Raw genomic sequence first — 24,551 nt, forward strand, 5'->3', positions numbered from 1 at the left:
GCAAAAAAGAGGCCCGGAGCGAGAACGCTCCGGGCCAAGTGATGCGCTGAAAGGCTCAGGGAGGAAGATCAGTATTTCCAGCGCAATCCGATAGCGATCTCACGACCGGTGTGGCGGTAGTCGGACACGCGGTCCGCCACATCGACGTAACGATCATTGTATTCGTCGGTCAGGTTGATGCCTTCCAGCGACACCGTCAGGCTGTCGTTGAAGGCGTAGGACATCGAGGCGTCGATGTAGGTCGTCGCGTTCATGCCCTCTTCCGAGTTGCCGTTGCCGCCCGGGAAGGACATCAGGTAGCCGCTGCGATAGGCCGCCGAGACGCGGGCCTGGAAGGGGCCGTCCTCATAGTACAGCGTCGTGTTGTAGGTGTTCTTCGACTGACCCGTCAGACGGTTCTTGCCGGCGGCACCGTAATCGACCTCGGAGTCGACATAGGTGAAGTTGCCGATGAAGCCGAAGTTCGACCACAGGCCGGGCAGGAAGGTGAAGGGCTGCTGGTACTGGATTTCCAGACCGTGCAGCGAGCCGCCCTCGCCGTTGAGCTTGCGCGTGACCTGGAAGACGTCGGTCGGACGCGCGGCGCCTTGCAGCAGGTCGTCAGGCAGACCCAGGTCGCTCCAGACGATCGACTCGGTCACCGAGGTGATGAAGCTGTCGATGTCCTTGTAGAAGACGGCGGCGGCCAGCAGGCCCTCGTTCTGGAAGTACCACTCGACCGACAGGTCGTAGTTGGTGGCCCGGAACGGATCCAGCAGCGGGTTGCCGTAGGAGACGGTGCGCGTGGTCGGCGACACGCCGCCGCCCGGCGTCAGATCGCCCAGGGTCGGACGCGACATGACCTTTGCGGCGCCCAGGCGGACGACCAGGTCGTCGCGCGGCTCGATAGCCAGGTTGAACGACGGCAGGACGTCGTCGTAGTCGTTATTGGCCGTGACATAGGCGTAGGTCGGTCCGCCCGCGCCCGTAATCGTCTGCCAGCCCTTGGATTCGACCTCGGTCTGGGCGTAACGGACGCCCACGTTGCCGCGCACCACCATGTTGGCGAAGTCGGTGTTGAAGTCGGCCTGGACGAAGATGCCCTTGTCCGTTTCGTCGACTTCGCGCTCGCTGCGGTTCGAGACCAGCGGATCGTCATAGGTGCTGAGGAAGTCGTTGATCTTCCAGATGTCGGGCACGATGAAGTTCATGCTCGAACCGGCGGGGACGCCGATCTTGCCGTCGATGCTGACGATCTTGCCCAGGGCGTCCACGCCGGTGATGCGGTCGGCGCCGGTGGTGTTGGTGGCGGCGCGCGCCACGCCCCAGGTGCTGAAGCCATAGGTGCGGTACTCACCGCCGGCTTTGAAGGTCAGCGAGGGGTTCCAGTCGTATTCCAGGGCGCCGGCCACGACATTGTTGTCGAAGTCGCCGCCGCTGGTGCTGCGCGTGCCCTGAACCAGGGTGAAACCCTTGCCCGAGGTGATGTCGTAGCCGTAGTTGATCATCGGCATGCGGTCATTGCCGCGGAAGTCGATGGTGTAGCCGTTCACGCCAGCCTGTTCGAAGGCGTAGGTGACGTTGATCGGGGTGCGGGCTTCGGACTTGTTCAGACCCAGCTTCATGTTGCCGCGCAGGCGGTCGGTGAAGTCATGACGGACGTTCAGCGAGGCCTGGGCGAAGGTGCTCTCATTGCGGGTGAAGCCGTTTTCCGAGCGCACCAGCATGTTGTCGAAGACGCCGTAGGACAGGGCGTTCTTGTTCGCGTCGATGGCGTAGTCGCGAACGATGACGTTGTTCACGGCGGCGCGGCTGAAGGCCCAGGCCTCGACGTTGGGGCTTTCCAGCTCCGAGTTCAGGCGCGACCAGAGCAGGTCCAGCACCACCTCGGTGCGGTCGCTGGGGCGCCACTGCAGGGCGCCGGTCAGACCCAGGCGATCTTCCTGGGTGTTGCCGAAGGTATAGCGCGGGATGCGCGGATAGAAGGCGTTCAGCAGTTCGGTGCGTTGAGCCGTCGTGGTGCAGGGGACGCAGCCGCCGAAGTTCTGGCCGACGCCATAGGCTTGGGCCGGGTTGCCCTTCTGCCAGCGCGTCGTGTTGAAGCTTTCGAGGATCGGCGAACGCTCGGAATAGGCCACCGACAGCAGGGCGCCGAAGGTCTTGTCCTCGTTCGACCAGCTCAGAAGGCCGGCCGTGCGCGGCACGGTCTTTTCCGACAGGTCGTTGTACGACCCCTGGACCGACAGGGCGGAGTTGAAGCCGCTGCGCGAGAAGTCCAGCGGGCGGCCGGTCTGCAGATCGACGGTCGAGCCCAGCGAGCCCTCCTCGATCTCGGCCGACTGGGTCTTGCGGACCTTGATGCTGTTGAACAGTTCCGACGCGAACATCGAGAAGTCGAAGCTGCGGTTGCGATTGCCGCCCGAGGCCGCCTGGGCCTCCAGGCCGTTGATGCGGGTGCGGGTGAAGTCTGCGCCCAGACCGCGCACCGAGATGGTCGTGCCCTGGCCGTTGACGCGCTCGATGGTCACGCCGGGCAGGCGCTGAATGGCCTCGGCCAGGTTCTGGTCGGGGAAGTCGGCGATGTCTTCAGCCAGGATGGCGTCGACGGCGCCGGCTTCGCGGCGCTTGACGTTCAGGGCCTGCTGCAGGCTGGAGCGGAAGCCGGTGACGACGATCTCGTCGACGGTGGTGGCTTCTTCCTGCTCGGGAGCCGGCGCGGCCTCCTGGGCGAAGGCGGGGGCGGCGCCCCACAGCAGGGCGGTCGCCGAAACGCCGGCGATGCACAGAGTCCGGGCGTGGCTGAAGGGCCGTTCCATGTTTCTCTCCCCGCACCGGAGCCAGTGGCACCGGTGTCATTTGTTGGTATGGTGTCGCGCATAGTTGGACGTCAGCGCGTGCCACTTCTTGCAACAGCTTCCCGTTTTTTGCAACAGACCGATGTCAGCTGTGCATTTTGAAGCCCGCAAGACGTCAAAAATGTGTTTTTAAGCAAGGGGATGGCGACGCGCGTCGTCGCCAAAAACACATGGGATCGGGTTCTGAATTGCGGAACACTGGTATCCCGTCGGGCGTGTGAGATAAGAAAAAGGCCCCGGATCGCTCCGGGGCCTTCTTTGCGCAAGGCGCGGCAGGGCGGTCAGGCCGCGCGGGCCACCTCGACGGCATAGACGTGATTCCGGCCATGCATGTTGGAGACGAAGACGATCCAGCGGCCGTCCGGCGTGAAGGTCAGGTTGGGCTCCAGCCGGTAGTCGTGGTTGGACAGGTCGACCAGCCGTTCCGAGCGCAGGTATTCGACGCTGATCTGGTCATCCTTGTCGCTGGAGGGGTCCTCATCGACGATAGGCTCGGGACGCAGAAGGACGATCCATTTGCCGTCCGGAGCATGGGCCACCATGTCGCCGTCGCCGCCGTCGCCGGCGAACATCCGGCCGTCCGGCGAGACGTTGAAGTGGACGGACCAATCGTTCTGCTCGACCCGGCGATAGACGCGCTTGCCCGTCTCCAGATCCACCGAGGCGACCCAGAAGACCTGACCGCGCGGGGTCTGCAGGTCATAGAGCACCTGCTTGCCGTCGGGGCTGAACCATTCGTGGCCGAAGATTTCGAAGTTCATCGTGCGCGTGTGGGTCTTGCGCAGGTCCGAGCCGTCGACCTTCATCGTCCACATGCGATCGACCCGGTGCCAGGGGCCTTCGTGGCAGAAGATGATGCGGTCGGGATCGGTCGGCGAGAACTGGGTGTGGCCGATCCATTCATTGGTCGAGTGGATGGCGCGGCGCTCGCCGGTCGCCATGTCGATGACGAAAATCTCCATCGGATAGCGGGCGGCCCAGCGTTGCAGCATCCGCACGCCCTTGGCGCGGGCGAAGTTCAGGGGCTTTCCGTCCGGTCCGTTGGCGGCGTACTCGGCCTGGTCGAAGCGGCGGTTGCGCGGGTCGCCGACGCCCGGTTGAAGCGGTTCCGACCCATAGGCGACGAAGCCCAGCAGCAGGGTCTCGTCGGCGTTGACCGAGTTGATGTTGCCGTTGGGAACGCGGGCGATCCGGCGCACGCGCTTGGTGTCCGCGTCGATGACATAGATCGTCTTGGCGCGGTCCATCAGTTGGGCCTCGCCCGGCTCGGTGACCGAGTAATAGACGTTGCGACCCTTGCGCCCCGTGAACATCAGGTCTGCGTTGCGGTCAGGGACCAGGACGCTCAGCGTCCAGGTCTTGAGGTCCACCGTCGAAATGCCCTGGGGCGTCGAGATGACCATCAGGTCCGGCGCGCCCGCCTTCGCAGGCAGGAACATGTTTTTGTAGAAATAGGGCTTGCCGCCGCCGTCGGGCGTCAGGCGGCGGATGCGGTGTCCGGTCTTCTGGTCGATCCAGTCCGTCGGCACGGGGCCGGACCATTGCGGCGGCTGGTGCGGCGTCTCCTGGGTCGAGGGCGGGGCGGTGTTGGGCGCGGGCCATGCAGGAACCTGACCGGCCGGGGGCAGGGCGGGCTGAAGCTGCGGCGCGCCTGCGGTCTGGGCCGAGGCTGACGTAGCGGCACCGGCGGCGGCCCCCAGGGCGGGGGCGGCCAACAGGGCCTTGAGGGCGGATCGGCGGGAGGTCGTCATGGGGCGGTCCTCTTTGAACTTCTACTCAGGGCGGCGCAGGCTCAGGGCGCGGGCGTCAGGCCTTCGACCCGCACGGTCCAGCCTTCTTTCGGGAAGCCGGGCGCATGGCCGGTGGAGCCGTCCCAGCCGCCCGCCATCAGACCTACCGCCATCAGCAACGAGCCGTTGGAGGGGAAGTAGGTCTCGGCCGCGCGGCGGTAGCCGGCGCCGTCCGGGTTGACGGTCATGGCGACGCCTCCGGCCCCGGCGGACACCGGCACCAGTTCGTCGGCGTGCTCGTCCAGATGGACGCGCGGGGTCATGCCGGTGACGCCCCACTGATTGTTCTTCAGGTCGGCGAACAGCCAGTCGACGGCCTTTTCCGGCTCGCCGAGGCGGGCGGCGGTCATGGCCATCATGGGGAAGTCCCAGCCCCAGGTCTGGCGCACGTCCCAGTTCTGCTCCACCGCCTCGAAGGTGCGGCGCATGGCGTTCGGGTCGATCCGCGCGCCGGGGATGAAGCCATAGGCCATCAGGAAGGAGGGGTGGTCGCGGTTCTTGCACTGGGCCGCCGCGGCGTGCTTGCGGCAGGCGTCCGACATGGCCGTCTCCCAGAAGTCCGGCACGCTCTCGACCGGCAGGTAGAGGCCGTCCTTCAGGGCGGGCGGAGCGATCTTCGTCAGGGCCTGATCCCAGTCGGCGCGACGGGGCTGTCCCTGACGGACACGCCACTGTTGCGCGGTTTCCAGCGCCCAGCGGAAATACTCGACCTCGAAGGTCGGGTTGATCGTGGTCAGGGGATCATAGTTTTCCTGAGCCGGAATCAGGGGCGTGCCGAGGTTCAGGCGGCCGTTCTGTTCGATCGGCCAGGAAGCCAGCAGGTCGGCCGTAGTCTCGACCAGTTCGGCATAGCGGGCCAGAACCGCCGGGTCCTTCTCCGAGCGCCAGACCAATTCGGCCAGCAGGATCGGATGCGGCTGCTGCCACATGATGAAGGGCGAGACCAGGCTGGGGCTGTTGCGCCCCTCGGGCCCGACCATCTTGGGCCACCAGGCGCCCTTGACCCCGTGACGCGCGGCCTCGGCGCGGGCGTTGTCGAGATTGCCCAGATACCAGGGCAGGCTGCGCTCCAGCAGTTCAGGACGGCCCCACATGGCCTGCCAGCCGGCGTGCCAGGGATGCATCTCCAGATGGAACTTGCCGTACCAGGAGTTGGAGAAGAGGCCCTCTTCCTGTGGCGGCAGTTCGCCCGCGCCGTTCACGGCGGACAGATACTGTGACAGGACCACGCGGCGTTCCAGCTCAGCGGCGCGCGGGTCGGTGGAGCCGGTGAAGTCGACGGCGCCGCCCTCAGTCCAGAAGGCGTTCCAGTGGGTGGTCACGGCCTCAACGCTGGCCGAATAGGCCGGGGCCTTCGTCGTGTCCGCCTGCTGGTCGAAGCGGACCATGACGGTCAGCCGGTCGCGGCCATTGGCTACGACGCTGAAGCGGTCAGCCCCGCTCTGCTCGATCTTGCCCGAGGCGATGATGCCGGAATGATAGGTGGTGTCGTCCAGGGTGCGGCGAATGCGAACGTCGCCGGTGTCGAAGGCGACGACGTCCAAGCTCTGGGAACCCGCGCCGTCGAAGCTGGTCGGGTCAGGATTGATGGCGGGGTTCACGCCGGGATAGCGGACCTGAACGCCCAGGCCCTGCGACGCGACCAGAGGCGAGACGATCTCAACCATGACCATGTCGAGCTCGGGGTGGACGCGGGTCACGACCTCGACCGGCTGGCCGTCATAGGTGAAGCGGCTGGTCAGGGCGCCCGACCACAGGTCCAGGGTCTGGCGGGTCTCCGCCACCTTGGCGAAGTCCAGGGCGCGGCCGTCGCTGAAGCTCAGGCCGATGCGGCTGAGCGAGATGCGGTGCGGATTGGCCCGCAGCCAGGTGAAGGCGGGGTTGGTCTCGGCCTCGGCCCAGGACTTCATCCAGGCATAGGGCTGCTCGCCGCGACCGGGGACGGAGACGTTCACCAAGCCGCTCTGCTCGGTGTAGCCCTGAGGGTTGGGGAAGCTGTGCCAGGCCCACTGGGCCATGGTCAGCAGGGGCGCCAGTTCCGAATACTGCTCGGGGAAGGTCTGCAGGCCGGTGATGTCGGCGGTGAAGCCCAGGTCGCCGTTGCCCAACTGGATCGGGGCGTGCCGGTCGATGGCGGTCAGCGTCACATTGTGACGCTGGGCCAGGGCCTGCCGGTTGATCGGGGCCGCCGGGGCGACCGCCGATGCCGCCTGAACCGTCTGGGCGCAGGCGCCCAGCGGCAGAGCGATCGGGCCGGCCAGCAGGGTGAAGGCGAGCAGGGCGGAACGCAGACGCATCAGTTGGTCTCCGTCTTCAGACCCAGACCCGCGCCCTTCCAGCCGTACCAGGCGACGACGACGAAGCAGGCGGCGGGCAGCAGGAAGGCGACATTGGCGCCGTAGAGGTCGGAGATCTTGCCCATGGGCCAGGGCAGAAGGACGCCGCCGCCGATGGCCATGACCATCAGGGACGAGGCCTTCTTGGTCGCGGCGCCCAGGCCGGTGGTGCCCAGGGCGAAGATGGTGGCGAACATGGTGGACATGAAGAAGAAGACGGCGATCAGGGCGATCGGCGACACCTTGTCGATGCCGGCGGCCACGATCAGCGTCAGGATGACGTTGATGACGCCATAGGCGGTCAGCAGGGTGCGCGGCTTGACCTTGAGCAGAAGGGCGGTCGCGGCGAAGCGTCCGACCAGATAGCCGATGGCGGCCAGCGACAGCATGAAGGCGCCGGTCTGGCTGCTCAGGCCCTGCCAGTTCTGGGTCACCAGGTTGATGAAGAAGGCGCCGATGCCGACCTGGGCGCCGATGTAGAGGGCCTGGGTGATGACGCCCGCGACGAAGTGCGGTTGCTTGGACAGCGGCTTGGCCACGCCGCCGGCTTCCTCGCCGCCGTGGTCGGCCAGGCCCGTTTCGGGCAGGCGGGCGCGCCACACCACCAGGGCGAACAGCACGACGCCCAGGGCGATCAGGCCATAGACGATCTGGATCGAGCGAGTGGCGCCGCCCAGAGCCTCGGTCGTGGTCGGGCTGAAGAAGACCGCGCCGCCGATCAAGGGGCCGAAGAAGACGCCAAGCGCATTGAACGACTGGGCCAGGTTCAGGCGCTGCGGCGCCTTGGCCGGGTCGCCCAGCACGTTCACATAGGTGTCGGCGCTGGTCTCAAGAATGCAGAGACCCGCCGCCAGAACGAACATCGAGCCGACGAAGGGCAGGAAGGCGCCGGCGCTGGCCGCCGGAATGAAGAGCAGGGCGCCGACCGCCGCGACCATCAGGCCGGTGACGATGCCGAACTTGTACCCACGCGCGTTCAGCAGCATGCCCGCAGGCACGCTGAGCAGCAGATAGGCCCCGAAATAGGCGATCTGCAGCCAGGCGCTGTCGGCGTGGCTGATGCTGAGCGTGTCCTGGAAATGCTTGTTCAACACGTCCAGCAGGCCGTAGGCCAGACCCCAGATCAGGAAGCAGGCGATGGCGAAGGCCAGCGGGCCGCGCAGGTTGCCGGCGGGCAGGGCGAGACCGCCGGGGGTGTGGGCGGCGTCGGTTTCGATACTCATGTCGTCCTCTCGGGCTTCCTCGGGGGCCGGCGCCGTCTTGATGCGGGCTCGGCGAATGATGGGTCAGATGCGGTAGATCGCCTCGGCGTTGGCGGCGAACAGACGGTCGCGTTCATCGGCGCTGAAGTGACGCGTGATGTCGTCGAAGGCGGAATAGAAGGCGTCGAAGGTCCCGTGGACGCGCTCGACCGGGAAGTCGCTGGCGAACATGGCGCGCTGCGTTCCGAAGGCTTCGATGCAGGTCAGCACGACGGGCTGGATCGACTGCAGGGTCCAGGCGCGGTCGGTGATGCCGAGGCCGGAGATCTTGATCGACACCTGGGGGCGCTCGGCCAGGGGCTTCAGCCCGGCGCGCCAGAGCGCCAGGCCCTCGGCGTCGCGGTCGGTCGGCAGACCGGCGTGGTTGATGATCAGGGGAATGTCGGGATGGGCGTCGGCCAGTTCGACCGCGCTGGCCATCTGCGACGGATAGAGCTGCAGGTCGAAGGACAGGCCGTGCCGCGCCAGCTTGCCAAAGCCTGCGCGCCAGGCGGGGTCGAGCAGGGGATCGGCCGGATTGTAGGTCTTGAGCGGATCGGCGTGCCAGCAGACGATCTGGCGCACGCCCCGAACGTTGCGCCGGTCGGCGTGGGCCTCCAGCAGGGCGTTCAGATCGGGATCGGTCAGATCGGCGCCGGCGACGACGCCATGCGGATAGCCGTAGTCGTCGGCCATGGCCTGCAGCCAGTCGGTCTCGGACAACTGATGCCCGCGCGGCTGACCGGCCTCGACATGGACGATCTTGTCCACGCGCCAGTTCGCCGTGTCGGCCAGGTAGTCCTTCAGCAGGTAATCACGGTGCGCGATCGGAGCCATGTCCCCCGCCGGATTGTTCGGCAGGGGATCGTCCTGCAACCAGCCGTAGCGGGCGCGCGACAGGTCCCACAGGTGGACGTGCGGATCGACGATGCGAAGGTCGCGGCCCACCTGCAGCGCTCCTTAGTAGGTCGTACGGCCGCCCGACGTATCGAACGTCGAGGCGGTGGTGAAGCTGCATTCTTCCGAAGCCATGAAACAGACCATGGCGACGCTTTCCTCGACCTCGCCCAGACGGCCCATGGGGATCTTGGAGCGCATGTAGTCGACCTGGCTTTGCGGCAGCTGTTCCAGGATGGGGCTTTCGAAGGTGGCGGGGGTCAGGCTGTTGGCGATGACCCCCTTGCCGGCCAGTTCCTTGCCCAGCGACTTGGTGAAGCCGATCACGCCCGCCTTGGACGCCGAATAGGCGCTGGCGTTGGGGTTGCCCTCCTTGCCCGCGACCGAGGCCACGTTGACGATGCGGCCGTAGCCGTTGTCCAGCATGTAGGGGGTGACGGCGCGGCAGCAGTAGAAGACGCCGTTCAGGTTGATGTCGACCACGCGCTTCCAGCTGTCGAGCGGGAACTCGTGCACCGGCACGGTGGCGCCGGTGATGCCTGCCGAGGCGACCAGGATATCGATGCGCCCGCCCAAGGCCTCATGTGAAGTCCTGGCGGCGGCCTCGACCGCTTCGGGATCGGAGACGTCCAGCGCCACCACGGCGGTCGCGCCCACTTCCTCGGCGGCGGCCTTCAGCGTCTTGGGATTGAGGTCCCAGAGCACGACCTTGCCGCCCTCGGCCACGATACGGGCGGCCGAGGCCTTGCCCAGGCCCGAGGCGCCGCCGGTGACGACGGCGGTGCGGCCGTTAAAGCGTCCTTCATAGGCGCTCATGCGACCACGTCCTTCGACCAGGCGACGACCGACTGGCGCTGGCTGCCCAGCTTCGCGATGCCCAGTTCCATGACGTCGCCGGCCTTGAGGTAGAAGGGCTCGGGCTTCTGGCCCAGACCGACGCCGGGGGGGGTGCCCGTGGTGATCAGGTCGCCCGGTTCCAGGGTCATGAACTGGCTGACGTAGGAGACGATCTCGGCCACGCCGAAGATCATGGTCCGGGTGTTGCCGGTCTGCATGCGCTTGCCGTTGAGGTCCAGCCACATGTCGAGCCCCTGCACGTCGCCGACCTCGTCCGTGGTGACGATCCAGGGGCCGACTGGGCCGAAGGTGTCGCAACCCTTGCCCTTGTCCCAGGTGCCGCCGCGTTCAGTCTGGAAGGCGCGTTCCGACACGTCGTTGATCAGGACATAGCCCGCGACGTGGTCCAGGGCGTCGGCCTGTTCGACGTAGGAGGCGCGCTGGCCGATGACGATGCCCAGCTCGACTTCCCAGTCGGTCTTTTCGGAGCCGCGAGGAATGACAACGGTATCATTCGGGCCCGTCAAACAAGAGACGGCCTTGGTGAAAACCACCGGCTCGGCCGGGATCGGCAGGTTGGACTCGGCGGCATGGTCGGCGAAGTTCAGGCCGATGGCGATGAACTTGCGCACGCCGTTGACCGGCACGCCGTAACGCGGCGCGCCCTCAACCAGGGGCAGGGTGGCCGGATCAATGGCCTTCAGCGCGGCGAGGCCTTCGCCCCACAGCTGGTCCGGGGTGATGTCGGCGACCTCGCCCGACAAGTCGCGGATGCGGCCTTCGGCGTCCAGGGTGCCGGGCTTTTCCTGGCCCTTGGGGCCGTAGCGGAGGAGCTTCATGGGGAGGAACTCTTGTCTTAGCGCGCGTAGGGGCGGTGCAGGGCGATGTCGCGGTTCAGCTCGACGCCGAAGCCGGGGGTGTCGGGAACCTTCAGCTTGCCGTTCACCGGAACGGGCTCGCCGATCAGCTGCGGATGGAACATGGGCACGACCTCGTCGGCGCCGGGGGCCATCATCAGGAACTCCGCGAACGGGCTGTTATGGCGCGTCACCACGAAGTGGTAGGAATAGACGCTTGATCCGTGTGGGATCATCAGCACGCCCTTGGAATCGGCGAGGGCGGAGATCTTCTGCAACTCGGTCACGCCGCCGCACCAGCCCACGTCAGGTTGGATGATGTCGCAGCATTCCATCTCCAGCAGCATGCGGAAGCCCCAGCGGGTGGCCTCATGCTCGCCGGTGGTGACCAGCATCCCCTTGGGCGCGTTCTTCTTCAGCGACTGATAGCCCCAGTAGTCGTCGGGGCTGAGGGCCTCCTCGATCCACTTCAGGCCCAGCTTGTGGGCTTCGTGGGCCAGGCGCGTGGCGTAGTTGAGATCCAGCGCCATCCAGCAGTCGAACATCAGCCAGAAATCGTCGCCGCAGGCGTTCCGCATGGCCTCCAGCTCGGCCAGGTTCTTGCGCAGGCCTTCCTCGCCCTCGGCCGGGCCGTGGTGCAGGGGCATCTTGCCGCCGATGAAGCCCAGTTCCTTTGCTTTGTCGGGACGGGCGCCGGTGGCGTAGAAGGTCAGCTCGTCGCGCACCGCCCCGCCAAGCATGGCGAAGACCGGCTCCTGACGCAGGCGGCCGAGCAGGTCCCAAAGGGCCAGGTCGACGCCGGAGATGGCGTTCACCACCAGACCCTTGCGACCGTAATACTGGGTCGAGAAATACATCTGGTCCCAGATCTTCTCGACCTCGGACGGGTCGCGCCCTTCCAGGAAGCGGGCCAGGTGCTTCTCGACGATATAGGCGGCGGGCTCGCCGCCGGTGGTCACGGCGAAGCCGACCACGCCGTTGTCCGCTTCGATCTCGACGACCAGCGTGCCCAGCACGTTGATGCCGAAGCTGCGGCGGCTCTGGCGGTACTCGGGGTATTTCGCCATCGGCGTGGCGATGTGGTCGTCGATCCAGTGGCCGTCGCCCTGATCGTGATAGTCGGCGCCCCCGCCAGTGCCGTCGTTTTTCACAACAAATGCGCGGACGTGTTTGATTTTCGGCAGGCGGCTCATTGGCAAATCACCGAGATACGGTAATCCGCTCCCATAATGCGGGATTTCACTGGCGTTCCTCCGTGCGACCCGTCAAACTTGCCAACCATTTGAGCGGCCCGCTTGCGTGTTTTGCTACATTCTGGGAATGAGGATTACGAGATGGGACGAATGACGTCAATCAAGACCGAACACGGCGAGGGCGAAGAGGAAACCGGGGTCAAGGCCTCCGGCAGCCAGACCCTGCTGCGCGGTCTGGATGTCATCGACGCGTTGATCGACGGCTCGCTGCCGCTGGCCGAACTGTCCGAGAAGCTGGAGCTGACGCGCAGCACCACCCACCGTCTGGCCTCGGCTTTGGTGGATCGTCGCCTGCTGTCCTTCCGCCCGCGCGAAGGCTACAGCCTCGGCCCGAAACTGCTGGAGCTGGGCCACGCCGCCAGCCAGCAGATGCACCTGCCGCGCGTGGCGCGCCCCTGGCTGGAGCATCTGTCGGCTGCGACTGACGACACGGTGCATCTGGGCGTGCTGGACGGCCGCTTCGCTCTTTATCTGGACAAGGTTCCGGGACGCCGCCGGGTCAACATCGGCTCGCGTCTTGGGGAGCGTCACCCCATCGCTTCGACCGGCCTGGGCAAGGCGCTGATCCTCGACAAGTCCGAGCCGGAGTGGAGCGACTTCTACGCCCCCGAGGGCGCGCCGTTCGATTCCGCCGCTCGCGCTGTCTGGATGGAGCGGATGCGCGGTTACGCCGAGAAGGGCTACGCCTTCGACCTTGAGGAAAACGAGGATCAGGTTCGCTGCGTCGCCGCGCCGATCCGTTCGGTCGACGGGCATATCGTGGCCGCGATCAGCGTCTCCTCCGCCGCACAATACATGTCCGACGCCCGGATGGCCGAGCTGACCAAGACGGTCACCGACGCCGCCAACGCCATCAGCGGCGACCTGGGCTGGACCCCCAAACCCTGAAGTAACTGACTGTACGGAGCCCCCATGCTGCTTAAAGACAAGGTTGTCCTCATCACCGGAGGATCGCGAGGCATCGGGGCGGCCGTGGCCGTGGAAATGGCCAAACAGGGCGCGGACGTGGCGATCAACAGCTACGCCGGCGGCGAAGCTGCGGCCGAAGTGATCGCCGCGGTCGAGGCCCACGGTCGCCGTTGCATCTCGGTCGAGGGCGACGTGGCCCTGCCGGAAACCGCCGCCGCCTTCGTCAGCGCGGCGGTCGAGGCCTTCGGCAAGGTGGACGTCTTTGTCTCCAACGCCGGGATCTGCCCCTTCCACGCCTTCCTCGACATGCCGGCGGAAACTCTGAAGCGGACGATGGAGGTCAACCTGCACGGCGCCTACTTCATGACCCAGGCGGCGGCCAACCAGATGGTCAAGCAGGGCAATGGCGGGGCCATCGTCGCCATCAGCTCGATCTCGGCCCTGGTCGGCGGCGAGTTCCAGACCCACTACACCCCGACCAAGGCGGGCGTGCACAGCCTCATGCAGTCCTGCGCCATCGCCCTGGGCAAGCACGGCATCCGCTGCAATTCAGTCCTGCCGGGCACCATCCTGACCGACATCAACAAGGACGACCTGGCCGATCCGGCCAAGCGCCAATACATGGAAGGCCGCATCCCGCTGGGCCGTCTGGGGCAGCCCGAGGACATCGGCGGCGCGGTCGCCTTCCTGGCCTCGGACATGGCGGCCTATGTCACCGGCGCGGCCCTGCTGGTCGACGGCGGCGCCTTTGTGAACCTGCAATAGGGCGGGCGGGGTGAAGGCGGCCTCCATCACCGATTACCGCGAGCTGGCGCGTCGGCGTCTGCCGCGCTTCCTGTTCGACTACATCGACGGCGGCTCCTACGCCGAGACGACGCTGGGGCGGAACATCTCCGATCTGCGCGACGTGGCCCTGCGCCAGCGGGTGCTGCGCGACGTGTCGGACATCGACCTGTCGACGACCCTGTTCGGGCAGAAGCAGAGCCTGCCGGTGGCCCTGGCGCCGGTCGGGCTGGCGGGTATGAACGCCCGGCGCGGCGAGGTTCAGGCCGCCCGCGCCGCCGCCGCCTTCGGCGTGCCCTTCACCCTGTCCACGGTGGGGGCCTGTTCGATCGGCGAGGTGGCGGGGGGCAGTCCGACGCCCTTCTGGTTCCAGCTCTACATGATCCGCGACCGCGCCTTCATGGCCGACCTGATGGATTTGGCCGAGGCGGCCAAATGTCCGGCCCTGATCTTCACCGTCGACATGCCGGTGCCGGGGTCGCGCTATCGCGACTATCACTCGGGTCTGGCCGGGGCCTCGGGCTTCTTCGGCGACATGCGCCGGGCCATGCAGGCGGTCGGCCGTCCCGCATGGGCCTGGGATGTCGGCGTACGGGGCGGGCCGCATTCGCTGGGCAATGTCGCGCCGGTGCTGAAGGGCAAGACCGGCATCGACGACTTCTTCGCCTGGATGCGCGACAACTTCGATCCGACCGTCACCTGGGACGATCTGGCCTGGGTGCGCGAGCGCTGGAAGGGGCCGCTGATCATCAAGGGCGTGCTGGACGCGGACGACGCCAAGCGCGTCGCCGATCTGGGGGGCGACGGCCTGGTGGTGTCGAACCACGGCGGGCGTCAGCTGGACGGGGTCCTGTCCTCGACCCGCGCCCTGCCGCCGATCGCCGACGCGGTCGAGGGGCGGTTGACGGTGCTGGCCGACGGCGGGATTCGTTCCGGCCTCGACGTTGCGCGGATGCTGGCACTCGGCGCCGACGGCGTGCTGATCGGCCGGGCCTGGGCCTATGCCCTGGCCGCGCGCGGCGAGGCGGGCGTCAGCCATGTGCTGAACCTGATGGCCGCCGAGATGAAGGTGGCCATGGCCCTGACCGGCGTGACGCGCATCGACCAACTGGACCGTAGCGCCCTCGCCTAAGAGGCGGGCTACTTCCCCGCCAGACTGTGGCGACGGCCATAGGCCAGATAGACGGCGATCCCGGCCAGGTTCCAGAACAGGAACCACAGGTGGGTCTTCTGCGGCAGGCTGGCCAAAAGGTAGAGACAGCCGGCGATGGCGATGGGGCCGATCACCCAGGCCAGGGGCGTGCGGAAGCCGCGCGGCGCGTCGGGGGCGCGGCGGCGCATGATCAGCATGCAGGTCGCCACCGCCGTAAAGGCGACCAGCGACCCGGCGTTGGCCAGGGCGACGATCTCGTCCAGCGGCAGGAAGAGGCTGATGGCACCGACGACGGCGACTGTGAACAGGGTGATGCGGATCGGACGGCCGCCCTTCGACACCCGGGACAGGCCGTGCGGCAGCAGGCCGTCGCGCGCCATGACAAAGAAGATGCGGCTCTGGCCATAGAAGAAGGCCATGATGACCGTCGGCAGGGTGAGAACGGCGGTCACGGCCAGGAAGCGGGCGGCGCCGGGCTGGTTGATCTCGCGCAGGATCAGGGCCAGGGGCTCGGGGCTGTTGGCGAAGGCGGTGAAGGGCGTGGCGCCCAGGGCCGCCAGGGCGATGATCGTATAGACGGCGGCGCAGGCGAACATGGAGCCGATGATGCCAATGGCCAGATCGCGCTTGGGATTGCGGGTTTCCTCGGCGGCGGTGGCGATGGCGTCGAAGCCGTAGAAGGCCGAGAAGATGATGGCGGCGGCGGCCATGATGCCGCGCTCGACGCCGTCGGCGCCCATGTTGCGCGCGAATCCGTAGGGGCTGAAGGGCTCCAGATTGGCGGCGTCGAAATGGGGCAGGGCGAACCAGACGAAGACGGCCAGGGCCGACAGCTTCACCGCCACCAGGATCATGGTCAGGCTGGCGCTCTTGCGCGTGCCGGCGATCAGCAGGGCGGCGACAACGGCGATGATGAAGAGGGCGGGCAGGTTGGCGACCCCGCCCGCGTGCGGCGCCTGCATCAGGGCCATGGGCACGCCCGCCCAGCCGTTCAGCAGGGGGGCGGCGTAGCCTGACCAGCTGACCGCCACGGCGCTGACCACCAGGCTGTATTCCAGGATCAGGCTCCAGCCGATGATCCAGGCGAAGACCTCGCCCATGACCACATAGGAATAGGTATAGGCGCTTCCCGAGGCCGGGATCATCGAGGCCATCTCGGCATAGGCCAGGGCGGCGCAGGCGCAGACGAAACCGGCGATCAGGAAGGACAGCAGGACGGCCGGGCCCGCCTTGTCGGCGCCAATGCCGATCAGGGTCAGGATGCCGGTGCCGACGATGGCGCCCACGCCCATGGCGATCAGATGCGGCCAGCTCAGGGTGCGCGGCAGGACCTGCCCGTCATGCGCGGCGTGAGTGTCGGTGTCGATGCGCTTGCGTGCGTTCCAGCGGCCCATGTGGCGTTCCTAGGGGGAGGGGCGGACCTCTTCGCATGGATCGAGGACGTGATGAAACGGGGCCTCGGCGCGAAAGACGACAATAGACGTTTTTGCGGACCGGGCGCCTAGCGCGGCGTTTGCAGGATGGCGAGGGCCTCGTTGCAGAAGGCGATGCGGTGGCGCTCGAACGCGATCCCCGCCTTCAGCACCAGGTGCTGAAGTCGCCGTTCGGGCGAGACGGGGTCGGACGGGAAGTCCCGCGCCTCGATCTCCAGATAGGCTGCCAGCTTGCCTTGGTGGCGCTCGACGACGGCGGCCAGTTCCTCGGCGAGGTCAGTCGGGCCGACGACGGCCTCGGCGCGAATGCGCACCATCAGTTCGTCGCGGATGGCGGGCGGGTCCTGACGTTCGTTGATCCAGCGTCGCAGCTCTTCGCGGCCGGACGACAAAATGGAAAAGCGGCGCTTGCCGCCGCGCGCGCCCTCGACCGGTTCCGCCTCGACCCAGCCCGCGGCTTCGAGGCGGGCCAGTTCGCGATAGATCTGCTGGTGCGTCGCCTGCCAGAAATAGCCGATCGAGCGGTCAAAGCGGCCGGCCAGCTCGGACCCCGATCCGGGGCGTTCGGCCAGCGACGTCAGAAGGGCGTGGGGCAGGGACATGGGGCCTGAATAGCCGAACCTCAGGACGCCTTGAAGGCGGGCAGCAGGGCGCCGAGCCGCGCGCCCATTTCGGCGGCCAGGGCCTGGACCCCGTTCATCGGGCGCATCATGACCTCGAAGTCCGTGATCAGGCCGTCTTCGTCAAAGCGGATGAAGTCGATGCCCTTGACGCCCTTTTCACCGACGCGGGCGCTGAACTCCAGCACCACGTTCAGGCCATCGGCGGTGGCGGCTTCACGGTGGTAGGCGAAGTCCTGAAACACGGTGATGACCGTGCCGAGCGCCAGGATCAGGGCGTCGGCGCTGTGATAGGCCTTGAAGGCCACCGGCGAGCGGAAGGTCGCGTCCGGATGAACGATGGCGCGCAGATCGCTCACGTCGGCGCGGGCCACCATGTCGTGCCATTTCACCAAGGAAGCGGCGGCGGCGGGATGCAGGTTCAGCGTCGTCATGAGCGTTCCTCCGTTAGATGGCGGCGGCCAGGCGCACGCCCTGGTCGATGGCGCGTTTGGCGTCCAGTTCGGCGGCCACGTCGGCTCCGCCGATCAGATGAACCGAGCAGCCGCGTGCGAGCAGATCGTCGTGCAGGTCCCGCAGGGGCTCCTGCCCGGCGCAGATGACGACGTGATCGACCGGCAGGGTCTTGTCGGCGCCGTCGATGACGACGTGCAGGCCCTCGTCGTCGATGCGGCGGTAGGCGACGCCGCTGGCGGTGACGACGCCGTGCATCTTCAGCGCGGCGCGGTGAATCCAGCCGGTGGTACGGCCCAGGCGCTCGCCGACCTTGCCGGTCGAGCGCTGCATCAGGAAGACCTGACGTTCCGCCGGTTCGACCTGGGGCGCAGTGCGGCCCCCGGCGGTCCTGTAGTCGGGATCGACGCCCCAGGTGCGGAAGAAGCGGTCGATGGACGGGGCTTCATGGCGTTCGACCAGATATTCGCTGACGTCGTGGCCGATGCCGCCGGCGCCGATGACGGCGACAGACTTTCCGACGGGGACTTCGTCGCGCAGGACGTCGAGATAGGACAGGGTCCTGGGGTGATCGATCCCTTCGATCTCGGGCGTGCGCGGGCTGACGCCGGTGGCCAGGATGATTTCGTCGAAGCCCTCGTCGGCCAGGTCGCTGGCGTCGGCGCGGGTGTTGAGGCGGAGCTTGACGCCGGTCAGTTCCAGTTGCTTGCAGAAGTAGCGCAGCGTCTCGCCGAACTCCTCCTTGCCGGGAATTTTTTTGGCGATGTTGAACTGACCGCCGACTTCCTTCGCGGATTCGATCAGGGTCACGTCGTGGCCGCGTTCGGCGGCGGTGACGGCGAAGGCGAGGCCGGCGGGACCCGCGCCGACGACGGCGATCTTCTTCGCGCTTTCGGTCGGGGTGATGACCAGTTCGGTCTCGTGGCAGGCGCGGGGGTTGACCAGGCAGGAGGTGATCTTGCCGGCGAAGGTGTGGTCCAGACAGGCCTGGTTGCAGCCGATGCAGGTGTTGATCTCGTCGGCGCGGTTCTCGCGCGCCTTCTGCACAAAGGCGGCGTCCGCCAGCAGGGGGCGGGCCATCGACACCATGTCGCAATAGCCCTCGGCCAGCAGGCCCTCGGCCACCTCCGGCGTATTGATGCGGTTGGTGGCGACCAGGGGGATGGAGACCTCGCCCTTCAGCCGTTTCGTCACCCAGGCGAAGGCGGCGCGCGGGACGCTGGTGGCGATGGTGGGGATGCGGGCCTCGTGCCAGCCGATGCCGGTGTTGAGGATGGTGGCGCCCGCCGCCTCGATGGCCTTGGCCAGTTGCACCACTTCGTCGGCGGTCGAGCCGCCGTCGACCAGATCCAGCATCGACAGGCGGTAGATGATGATGAAGTTGGGCCCGACCTTCTCACGCGTGCGGCGCACGATCTCGATGGGCAGGCGGATGCGGTTCTCGTAGGGCCCGCCCCATTCGTCGTCGCGCTGGTTGGTGCGGGCGGCGATGAACTCGTTGATCAGATAACCCTCGGACCCCATGACCTCGACGCCGTCGTAACCGGCGGACTGGGCCAGGGCGGCGCAGTTGCCGAAGTCCTCGATGGTCTGCTCGACCTCCTCGCCGGTCAGGGCGTGGGGGGCGAAGGGGGTGATGGGCGCCTGGATGGGCGAGGGCGCGACCAGGTCGGGGTGGTAGGCGTAGCGGCCGAAATGCAGGATCTGCAGGGCGATCTTGCCGCCCTCGGCGTGGACGGCCTCGGTGATCTGGCGGTGGTGTTCGGCTTCTTCCTCGGTGGTCAGCTTGGCGCCCCAGGGCATGGGGCGACCGCGTTCATTGGGCGAGATGCCGCCGGTGACGATCAGCCCGACCTCGCCGCGCGCCCGCTCGGCGTAGAAGGCGGCCATGCGCTCAAAGCCGTTCTCGACCTCCTCCAGGCCGACGTGCATCGAGCCCATCAGCACCCGGTTCTTCAGGGTGGTGAAGCCCAGGTCGAGGGGCTTGAGCAGTTCGGGATAGGGCATGGGCGGCGGCCTGTTGTGCAATCCGTTTCATAAATACTATCGCCGTTGAAAGTTTATGCAACGAATTGAAATTGACTGCGCCAAGGAACGCCGACACGGCTGGCCCTATCCAAAATAGCGGTTGAACCGGAAGGCCCCAGTCATGCAGAAGCGCTGCATGGGGGTTTCTGACGAACGAGCGCTGTGGCTTGCCACGCATGTGATGCCGCACGAGCCGGCGGTGCGCGGCTGGCTGCGCCGCGGGCGTCAGGCCGAGTGCGATGTCGACGACATCATTCAGGAGGCCTACGCCAAGCTGGTGACGGTCGCTGACGTGTCCGAAATCCGCAACGTGCGGGCCTATTTCTTCCGCACCGCCTATTCGGTGCTGGTCAGCCGGGTGCGCCGCAAGAGCGTGGTCTCGATCCGCTCGCTGGCCGAGGTCGAGAGCCTTCAGCTGGCGGTGGACGAACTGACGCCGGAAGACACGGTCATGGCGCGAAACGAGCTTCAGGTCCTGGCCGAGATGATATCTCGCCTGCCGGAAAAAACGCGAAAGATATTCCTTTTGAGCCGGGTCTCGGGCCTGTCGCAGAAGGAAGTTTCGCGCCGGACCGGGATTGCGGAAAGCACGGTCGAAAAACACATCGCCAAGGGGCTGGGCTTGCTGATGGCGGCCTATGCGAATGGCGGATTTGGCGCGGTGGTCGCGTCTAAGGCTGAGAAGAAACAACGCGGACGGGTTCATGGTCAGGCAGACAAGCCAGGAGGTTGAGCGCATCGCTTGCCTCTGGGCGGCGAAGCTTGACGACGGACCCCTGTCCCCGGCGGATCAGGCGGAATTGGACGCCTGGCTGGAGGGCGACGAGCGGCGTCTGGGGGCCTTTGCGCGGGCGCGGGCCGTGGCGGTGCACAGCCGCCGGGCGGCCGCGCTGGCGGGCGGGGCCACTCCGTTCACGCGTCCGATGCCCAAGCCGGTTATCAGCCGACGCGGTCTGATCGCGGCCTCGGTTTCTGTGGTCGCGGTCGGCGGCGCGGGCGCGCTGGCGGCCTTGCGCACCCGGGCGCAGCCGTTCGAGACCCGCATGGGCGAGACCCGGGTCGTGCCGCTGGACGACGGTTCGGTGATGACGCTTAACACCCTGTCCGAGGGCGATGTCCGCTACAGCCGCAGGACGCGCGAAATCGTGCTGACCACGGGCGAGGCCCTGTTCAACGTGGTCGCCGACGCCAGCCGCCCCTTCGTGGTGCGCTCGGGCGAGGCGGCGGTGATCGCCAACGGCGCCAGCTTCCTGGTGCGACGGCTCGGCAAGGCGCCGCTTCAGGTCGTCTCCTTCGGCGGCGAGGTCGAGCTGAACGGCCCGCACGGCCAGGGGCTGGAGCTGGCGGCCAACACCCGCGCCTTCCTGTCCGACGGCGCGCCGCCGGTCCATGTCGGCGAGATCGACGCCGACCGCGAACTGGCCTGGCGGCACGGCCGCATCCAGCTGGAAGACGAGACCCTGATGCGGGCCGCGCGGGAGTTCGCGCGCTACAATCCCACCCGGATCGTGCCCGCCGATCCTCTGGTGGCGGGCATGAAGATCACCGGCCTGTTCGTGGCCAACGACCCCGTCAGCTTCGCCCGCGCCGCGGCCGGAAGTCTGGATCTGGACGTGGCCGTGAACGCCGAGGAAATCAGGCTGAGCCGTCGTCTGGTCTAATTTCAGACCACGAATTGCTTTTTTTCGGAGGATTCCGGCGCGCCCCGCGTCTTGGAGGTGATCCGTCGCACGGCGGACGTCCAAAAAAGAATCAAGGGTCGGGGTAATGAGAGCGTCTTGGAAGCAGGGCCTGGCGGCGAGCGCCGCGGGATTGGCGCTGTTGTGTGCAGTGAATGGGGCTCAGGCGCAGGATCGGACGTTCAACGTTCCGGCCCAGCCGATCAGCCAGGCGATTACGGAACTGGCCCGTCAGGCCGGCGTGCAGATCTCGGCGCCGACGGCGCATCTGTCGGGCGTTCGCGCCCGCGCGGTGACCGGCGTCATGGACGTCGAGGCGGCGGTGAACCTTCTGATCCAGGACACGGATCTGGAGATCGTCAGCCGGGAGGGAAGCACCTTCGTTTTGCGCCAGCGCCCAAAGGCGGCGGACGCGACCCAGGTGGACGAGGTCGTGGTGGTCGGCAGCCGCATCAAGGGCACGCGCATCAATGAAGCCTTGCCGGTCACGGTTCTGGGCGCGCAGGACATCGACGCGGCGGGCGCCGTGGACGGCGACGACCTGTTCCGGTCCATCTCCCAGGCGGGCGACGTCAACTTCAATGACGCCGACACCGACAACGGCGGCATCAACAACGCGCGCGGCGACGTGGCCTCGATCGACCTGCGCGGTCTGGGGACGGGCAACACCCTGACCCTGCTGAACGGCCGCCGTCTGGTGAACCACCCCGGCACCCAGGTCGAGAACTACGTCCCCGTCACCACGGTCAACACCAACGCCATTCCGGTCATGGGCGTGCAGCGGGTCGAGGTCCTGGCCGACGGCGCGGCCGCCCTGTTCGGCACCGACGCCGTGGCCGGCGTGGTCAACACGGTTCTGAAGAGCAACTTCACCGGCTTCAGCACCCAGGCCGGCATGGGCCGCGACGAAGGCGGCATGGAGGAGTATTCCTTCAGCTTCCAGGCGGGCAGGGACTTCAACGACGGTCGCACCAACATCTCGGTCATGGGCGACTACCTGACCCGCGACGCCCTGTTCATCTGGGAGCGGCCCTACGCCTCGGTCGAAGGTCGCGCCGCCCGGTTCGGCGATCGCGCCACGGGGCTGGACTACGTCACCTACAGCTCCATCACGGCCTGGGCCGAGGGCCTGCGCCTGAATCCGACCACCTATCAGCTCGACAAGACCGCCGCCTCGGTCAACGGCAAGCGGCTGACCAGCACGGCCGGCGCCTTCCATGTTAAGCCGGGAACCAATCCGGGCTGCATCACCGACGGCTTCCGCGCGGGCACCTGTTTCGACGACGGCGTCCTGTCGCTCAGCGGCGCCAATGAAGACGCCAACCTGCGCTACGACCTGGACACCATGCGGACGATCAGCTCGGCGGTCGACCGCGCCAACCTCTTCACCTTCATCAACCACGAGTTCGACAACGGCGTCGAGGCCTTCGGCGAGATCGGCTACTACTGGGCCAACACCTGGTCGCAGCGTCAGCAGGACACGCCGCTGGGCTATCAACGCGTGCTGATGTCGCCGACGGCCTACTGGAACCCGCTGGGCGCCGCGGGCGTCACCGCACGTCTGCCGGGCCTGACCTCGGTGCCGCTGACGGGGGCGGCGGTCGAGCTGCAGGACTTCCGCTTCGCGGACCTGGGCTTCCGTAATGTCGATGTCGAGAACACCTCGACCCGCCTGGTCGGCGGTTTGCGCGGTCAATGGCGCGGCTTCGACTGGGAAACCGGCCTGCTCTACTCCCAGGCCACCACAGAGGACGTAATGGACGCGGTCAGCATGACCAAGCTGCAGGCCGCCATCAACCGCACCACGCCGGACGCCTACAACCCCTTCGCCGGCGGCGACCTGAGCAGCCCCAAGGACGGCGACTTCACCGCCAACAGCCGTGAGACGGTCGACAGCGTCATGGTCAAGGCCAGCCGCACGGCCGAAACCGAGCTGATGCAGTGGGACCTGCACGTCTCCAAGGCCGATCTGTTCCAGCTGCCGGCCGGGGATGTCGGCCTGGCCGCCGGCGTGGAAGCGCGCCGGGAAACCTTCAAGGAGACGCGGGACGACCGCCTCAACGGCACGATCAACTTCACCGACCTGACCGGGCAGACCTTCCAGAGCGACATCATGGGCGTGACCTTCACGCCTGACAGCTCGGGCGCGCGCAACGTCTATTCGGCCTTCGCCGAGCTGGCCGTGCCGGTCGTCTCGCCCGAGATGGAGGTTCCCTTCGTCAAGTCGATCGACATGCAGCTGGCCGGACGGGTGGAGCACTATTCCCTGTTCGGGTCGGTCGCGGCGCCCAAGGTCGCCCTGGCCTATCGTCCGAACGACTGGCTGATGTTCCGCGGGGCCTGGTCCAAGGGCTTCCGCGCGCCGAACCTGATGCAACTGCACCAACCGGACTTCGAGCGGTCGAACTCGCGGCGCGACTACGCCGCCTGTGCGGTCCAGCTGGCGATCGGGGCGATCGACAAGATCACCACCTCGAACGAATACTGCACCTCGGAATCCCGCGTCGAAAGCCGCGCCGGCAACCTGGAGCTGAAGCCCGAGCATTCGAAGAACCTGACCTTCGGCATGGTCTTCGAGCCCAGGCTGTGGCCCGAGAAGTACGGCGTCCTGACGGCGACGGCGGACTACTGGAAGATCAACCAGACCGATCTGGTCGGCATCTTCGGCGCCACCAACCAGCTGATCATGGACTACTATCTGCGCCAGGTCGGCAGCTTCAACGAGAACGTCGTCCGGGCTGATCCCACGGCCGAGCAGATCGCCGACGCCCAGGCGGCCGGCCTGGCGCCGGTCGGCACGATCGTGTCCATCCGCGACGTCTATCTGAACCTGCAGCCGCGCGAGTCCGAAGGCATGGACTATCGCCTGCACTACAGCCTGCGTCGCACGCCGCTCGGCGACTTCACCTGGACCTTGAACGCCAGCCAGTGGCTGAAGATGTATCAGGAAGCCAACGAGGACTATCAGCTGCTGCTGGACGGTCTGCGCGACGGCGTGATCGCCGGCGTCTCGGTCGGCGGGGTCGAGGAACTGGTGCGTCGCAACGGCCGGCCGGAGTGGAAGGTGACCTCCACCCTGACCTGGAGCACGGGGCCGTGGACCACGGGCTTCTATTCCAGCTACGTCAGCGACTACTTCGACACCTCGGCCAACATGAAGGACACCGGCGACTACTGGGTCGTGGACGAATGGCTGACCCACAACCTCTATGTTCAGTACGAGTTCGAGCAAGGCCCGCTGGAGGGGACGCGTTTCCGCATCGGCGCCAAGAACATCACGGACGAGGAGCCGCCGCTGGCCAACCAGCGCTACGGCTACGACGGTCGCCTTCACTCGAACCGCGGCCGCTGGTGGTACGCGACCATTCGCAGGTCGTTCTGATCTAGTCGTGCGGGCCGTTAGGCTTTAGCAAGATGTGAACGAGGCGGGGCGGTGGATGTTTCGGGC

The 24,551-nt window shown here is 67.0% G+C and carries 18 protein-coding genes; 6 read left to right on the top strand and 12 right to left on the bottom strand.

Annotated elements, in window-relative coordinates; translation table 11 throughout:
* Positions 1-68 precede the first annotated feature (68 nt).
* From ACI2KI_RS11595 to rhmD, 8 genes are all read right to left on the bottom strand, one after another.
* The gene (locus ACI2KI_RS11595; RefSeq protein WP_404620211.1) at positions 69-2,795 is read right to left on the bottom strand and encodes a TonB-dependent receptor; all 2,727 of its coding nucleotides are present in this window, start codon (positions 2,793-2,795) and stop codon (positions 69-71) included.
* Positions 2,796-3,115: 320 nt separating this feature from the next.
* A complete protein-coding gene (locus tag ACI2KI_RS11600) occupies positions 3,116-4,585 on the bottom strand; it encodes an oligogalacturonate lyase family protein (protein WP_404620213.1) in 1,470 nt (489 codons plus the stop codon).
* A gap of 41 nt (positions 4,586-4,626) precedes the next feature.
* Positions 4,627-6,921, bottom strand: a complete 2,295-nt coding sequence (locus ACI2KI_RS11605) for a hypothetical protein (protein WP_404620215.1) — start codon at positions 6,919-6,921, stop codon at positions 4,627-4,629.
* Positions 6,921-8,183: a sugar MFS transporter gene (locus ACI2KI_RS11610; protein WP_404620217.1), complete on the bottom strand. Its 1,263-nt coding sequence runs from the start codon at positions 8,181-8,183 to the stop codon at positions 6,921-6,923. The genes ACI2KI_RS11605 and ACI2KI_RS11610 overlap by 1 nt, the downstream gene beginning before the upstream one ends.
* Before the next feature lie 63 nt (positions 8,184-8,246).
* Entirely contained in the window at positions 8,247-9,149 is a 903-nt protein-coding gene (locus tag ACI2KI_RS11615; protein WP_404620219.1) for an amidohydrolase family protein, read from the bottom strand.
* A 12-nt stretch (positions 9,150-9,161) separates the two neighbouring features.
* Positions 9,162-9,914: an SDR family NAD(P)-dependent oxidoreductase gene (locus ACI2KI_RS11620; protein ID WP_404620221.1), complete on the bottom strand. Its 753-nt coding sequence runs from the start codon at positions 9,912-9,914 to the stop codon at positions 9,162-9,164.
* Positions 9,911-10,774, bottom strand: coding sequence for a fumarylacetoacetate hydrolase family protein (locus ACI2KI_RS11625; RefSeq protein WP_404620223.1), 864 nt, complete (start codon positions 10,772-10,774; stop codon positions 9,911-9,913). Before ACI2KI_RS11625 ends, ACI2KI_RS11620 begins: the two co-directional genes overlap by 4 nt.
* A gap of 17 nt (positions 10,775-10,791) precedes the next feature.
* A complete protein-coding gene (gene rhmD, locus ACI2KI_RS11630) occupies positions 10,792-11,985 on the bottom strand; it encodes an L-rhamnonate dehydratase (protein ID WP_404620225.1) in 1,194 nt (397 codons plus the stop codon).
* Between the two features lie 150 nt (positions 11,986-12,135).
* On the opposite strand from rhmD, the gene ACI2KI_RS11635 reads away from it, so the two are divergent.
* The 3 genes from ACI2KI_RS11635 to lldD are packed head-to-tail and all read left to right on the top strand — an operon-like array spanning position 12,136 to position 14,869.
* The gene (locus ACI2KI_RS11635; protein WP_292083516.1) at positions 12,136-12,933 is read left to right on the top strand and encodes an IclR family transcriptional regulator; all 798 of its coding nucleotides are present in this window, start codon (positions 12,136-12,138) and stop codon (positions 12,931-12,933) included.
* Positions 12,934-12,957: 24 nt separating this feature from the next.
* Positions 12,958-13,719, top strand: coding sequence for an SDR family NAD(P)-dependent oxidoreductase (locus ACI2KI_RS11640; protein WP_404620227.1), 762 nt, complete (start codon positions 12,958-12,960; stop codon positions 13,717-13,719).
* 10 nt (positions 13,720-13,729) lie between these two features.
* Entirely contained in the window at positions 13,730-14,869 is a 1,140-nt protein-coding gene (lldD, locus tag ACI2KI_RS11645) for an FMN-dependent L-lactate dehydrogenase LldD (RefSeq protein WP_404620229.1), read from the top strand.
* A gap of 8 nt (positions 14,870-14,877) precedes the next feature.
* Here the strand turns inward: lldD and ACI2KI_RS11650 are convergent, their stop codons facing one another.
* The 4 genes from ACI2KI_RS11650 to ACI2KI_RS11665 all read right to left on the bottom strand — a co-directional run bounded on the left by ACI2KI_RS11650 (position 14,878) and on the right by ACI2KI_RS11665 (position 19,403).
* Positions 14,878-16,284: an amino acid permease gene (locus ACI2KI_RS11650; protein ID WP_404620231.1), complete on the bottom strand. Its 1,407-nt coding sequence runs from the start codon at positions 16,282-16,284 to the stop codon at positions 14,878-14,880.
* 107 nt (positions 16,285-16,391) lie between these two features.
* Entirely contained in the window at positions 16,392-16,925 is a 534-nt protein-coding gene (locus tag ACI2KI_RS11655; RefSeq protein WP_404620233.1) for a PadR family transcriptional regulator, read from the bottom strand.
* A gap of 20 nt (positions 16,926-16,945) precedes the next feature.
* Positions 16,946-17,377, bottom strand: a complete 432-nt coding sequence (locus tag ACI2KI_RS11660) for a nuclear transport factor 2 family protein (protein ID WP_404620235.1) — start codon at positions 17,375-17,377, stop codon at positions 16,946-16,948.
* Between the two features lie 13 nt (positions 17,378-17,390).
* Positions 17,391-19,403 (bottom strand): FAD-dependent oxidoreductase, encoded by a 2,013-nt coding sequence (locus ACI2KI_RS11665; RefSeq protein ID WP_404620237.1) that lies wholly within the window; start codon positions 19,401-19,403, stop codon positions 17,391-17,393.
* A 157-nt stretch (positions 19,404-19,560) separates the two neighbouring features.
* Between ACI2KI_RS11665 and ACI2KI_RS11670 the strand changes: the two genes are divergently transcribed.
* From ACI2KI_RS11670 to ACI2KI_RS11680, 3 genes are all read left to right on the top strand, one after another.
* On the top strand, positions 19,561-20,157 hold the full coding sequence (locus tag ACI2KI_RS11670; RefSeq protein ID WP_404620239.1) for an RNA polymerase sigma factor: 597 nt from the start codon (positions 19,561-19,563) through the stop codon (positions 20,155-20,157).
* On the top strand, positions 20,129-21,085 hold the full coding sequence (locus tag ACI2KI_RS11675) for a FecR family protein (RefSeq protein WP_404620241.1): 957 nt from the start codon (positions 20,129-20,131) through the stop codon (positions 21,083-21,085). The genes ACI2KI_RS11670 and ACI2KI_RS11675 overlap by 29 nt, the downstream gene beginning before the upstream one ends.
* Positions 21,086-21,191: 106 nt before the next feature.
* Positions 21,192-24,485, top strand: coding sequence for a TonB-dependent receptor domain-containing protein (locus ACI2KI_RS11680; protein WP_404620243.1), 3,294 nt, complete (start codon positions 21,192-21,194; stop codon positions 24,483-24,485).
* Positions 24,486-24,551 lie beyond the last annotated feature (66 nt).

It is taken from the genome of Brevundimonas sp. NPDC046655 (genome assembly GCF_044901625.1).
Taxonomy (GTDB): Bacteria; Pseudomonadota; Alphaproteobacteria; order Caulobacterales; family Caulobacteraceae; genus Brevundimonas.

Excerpts from the sequence above, each read along its gene's own strand:
- ACI2KI_RS11595 (WP_404620211.1), bottom strand. The coding sequence starts at position 2,795 with ATGGAACGGCCCTTCAGCCACGCCCGGACTCTGTGCATCGCCGGCGTT.
- ACI2KI_RS11600 (WP_404620213.1), bottom strand. The coding sequence starts at position 4,585 with ATGACGACCTCCCGCCGATCCGCCCTCAAGGCCCTGTTGGCCGCCCCC.
- ACI2KI_RS11605 (WP_404620215.1), bottom strand. The coding sequence starts at position 6,921 with ATGCGTCTGCGTTCCGCCCTGCTCGCCTTCACCCTGCTGGCCGGCCCG.
- ACI2KI_RS11610 (WP_404620217.1), bottom strand. The coding sequence starts at position 8,183 with ATGAGTATCGAAACCGACGCCGCCCACACCCCCGGCGGTCTCGCCCTG.
- ACI2KI_RS11620 (WP_404620221.1), bottom strand. The coding sequence starts at position 9,914 with ATGAGCGCCTATGAAGGACGCTTTAACGGCCGCACCGCCGTCGTCACC.
- ACI2KI_RS11625 (WP_404620223.1), bottom strand. The coding sequence starts at position 10,774 with ATGAAGCTCCTCCGCTACGGCCCCAAGGGCCAGGAAAAGCCCGGCACC.
- rhmD (WP_404620225.1), bottom strand. The coding sequence starts at position 11,985 with ATGAGCCGCCTGCCGAAAATCAAACACGTCCGCGCATTTGTTGTGAAA.
- ACI2KI_RS11635 (WP_292083516.1), top strand. The coding sequence starts at position 12,136 with ATGACGTCAATCAAGACCGAACACGGCGAGGGCGAAGAGGAAACCGGG.
- ACI2KI_RS11640 (WP_404620227.1), top strand. The coding sequence starts at position 12,958 with ATGCTGCTTAAAGACAAGGTTGTCCTCATCACCGGAGGATCGCGAGGC.
- ACI2KI_RS11650 (WP_404620231.1), bottom strand. The coding sequence starts at position 16,284 with ATGGGCCGCTGGAACGCACGCAAGCGCATCGACACCGACACTCACGCC.
- ACI2KI_RS11655 (WP_404620233.1), bottom strand. The coding sequence starts at position 16,925 with ATGTCCCTGCCCCACGCCCTTCTGACGTCGCTGGCCGAACGCCCCGGA.
- ACI2KI_RS11660 (WP_404620235.1), bottom strand. The coding sequence starts at position 17,377 with ATGACGACGCTGAACCTGCATCCCGCCGCCGCCGCTTCCTTGGTGAAA.
- ACI2KI_RS11665 (WP_404620237.1), bottom strand. The coding sequence starts at position 19,403 with ATGCCCTATCCCGAACTGCTCAAGCCCCTCGACCTGGGCTTCACCACC.
- ACI2KI_RS11670 (WP_404620239.1), top strand. The coding sequence starts at position 19,561 with ATGGGGGTTTCTGACGAACGAGCGCTGTGGCTTGCCACGCATGTGATG.
- ACI2KI_RS11675 (WP_404620241.1), top strand. The coding sequence starts at position 20,129 with ATGGTCAGGCAGACAAGCCAGGAGGTTGAGCGCATCGCTTGCCTCTGG.
- ACI2KI_RS11680 (WP_404620243.1), top strand. The coding sequence starts at position 21,192 with ATGAGAGCGTCTTGGAAGCAGGGCCTGGCGGCGAGCGCCGCGGGATTG.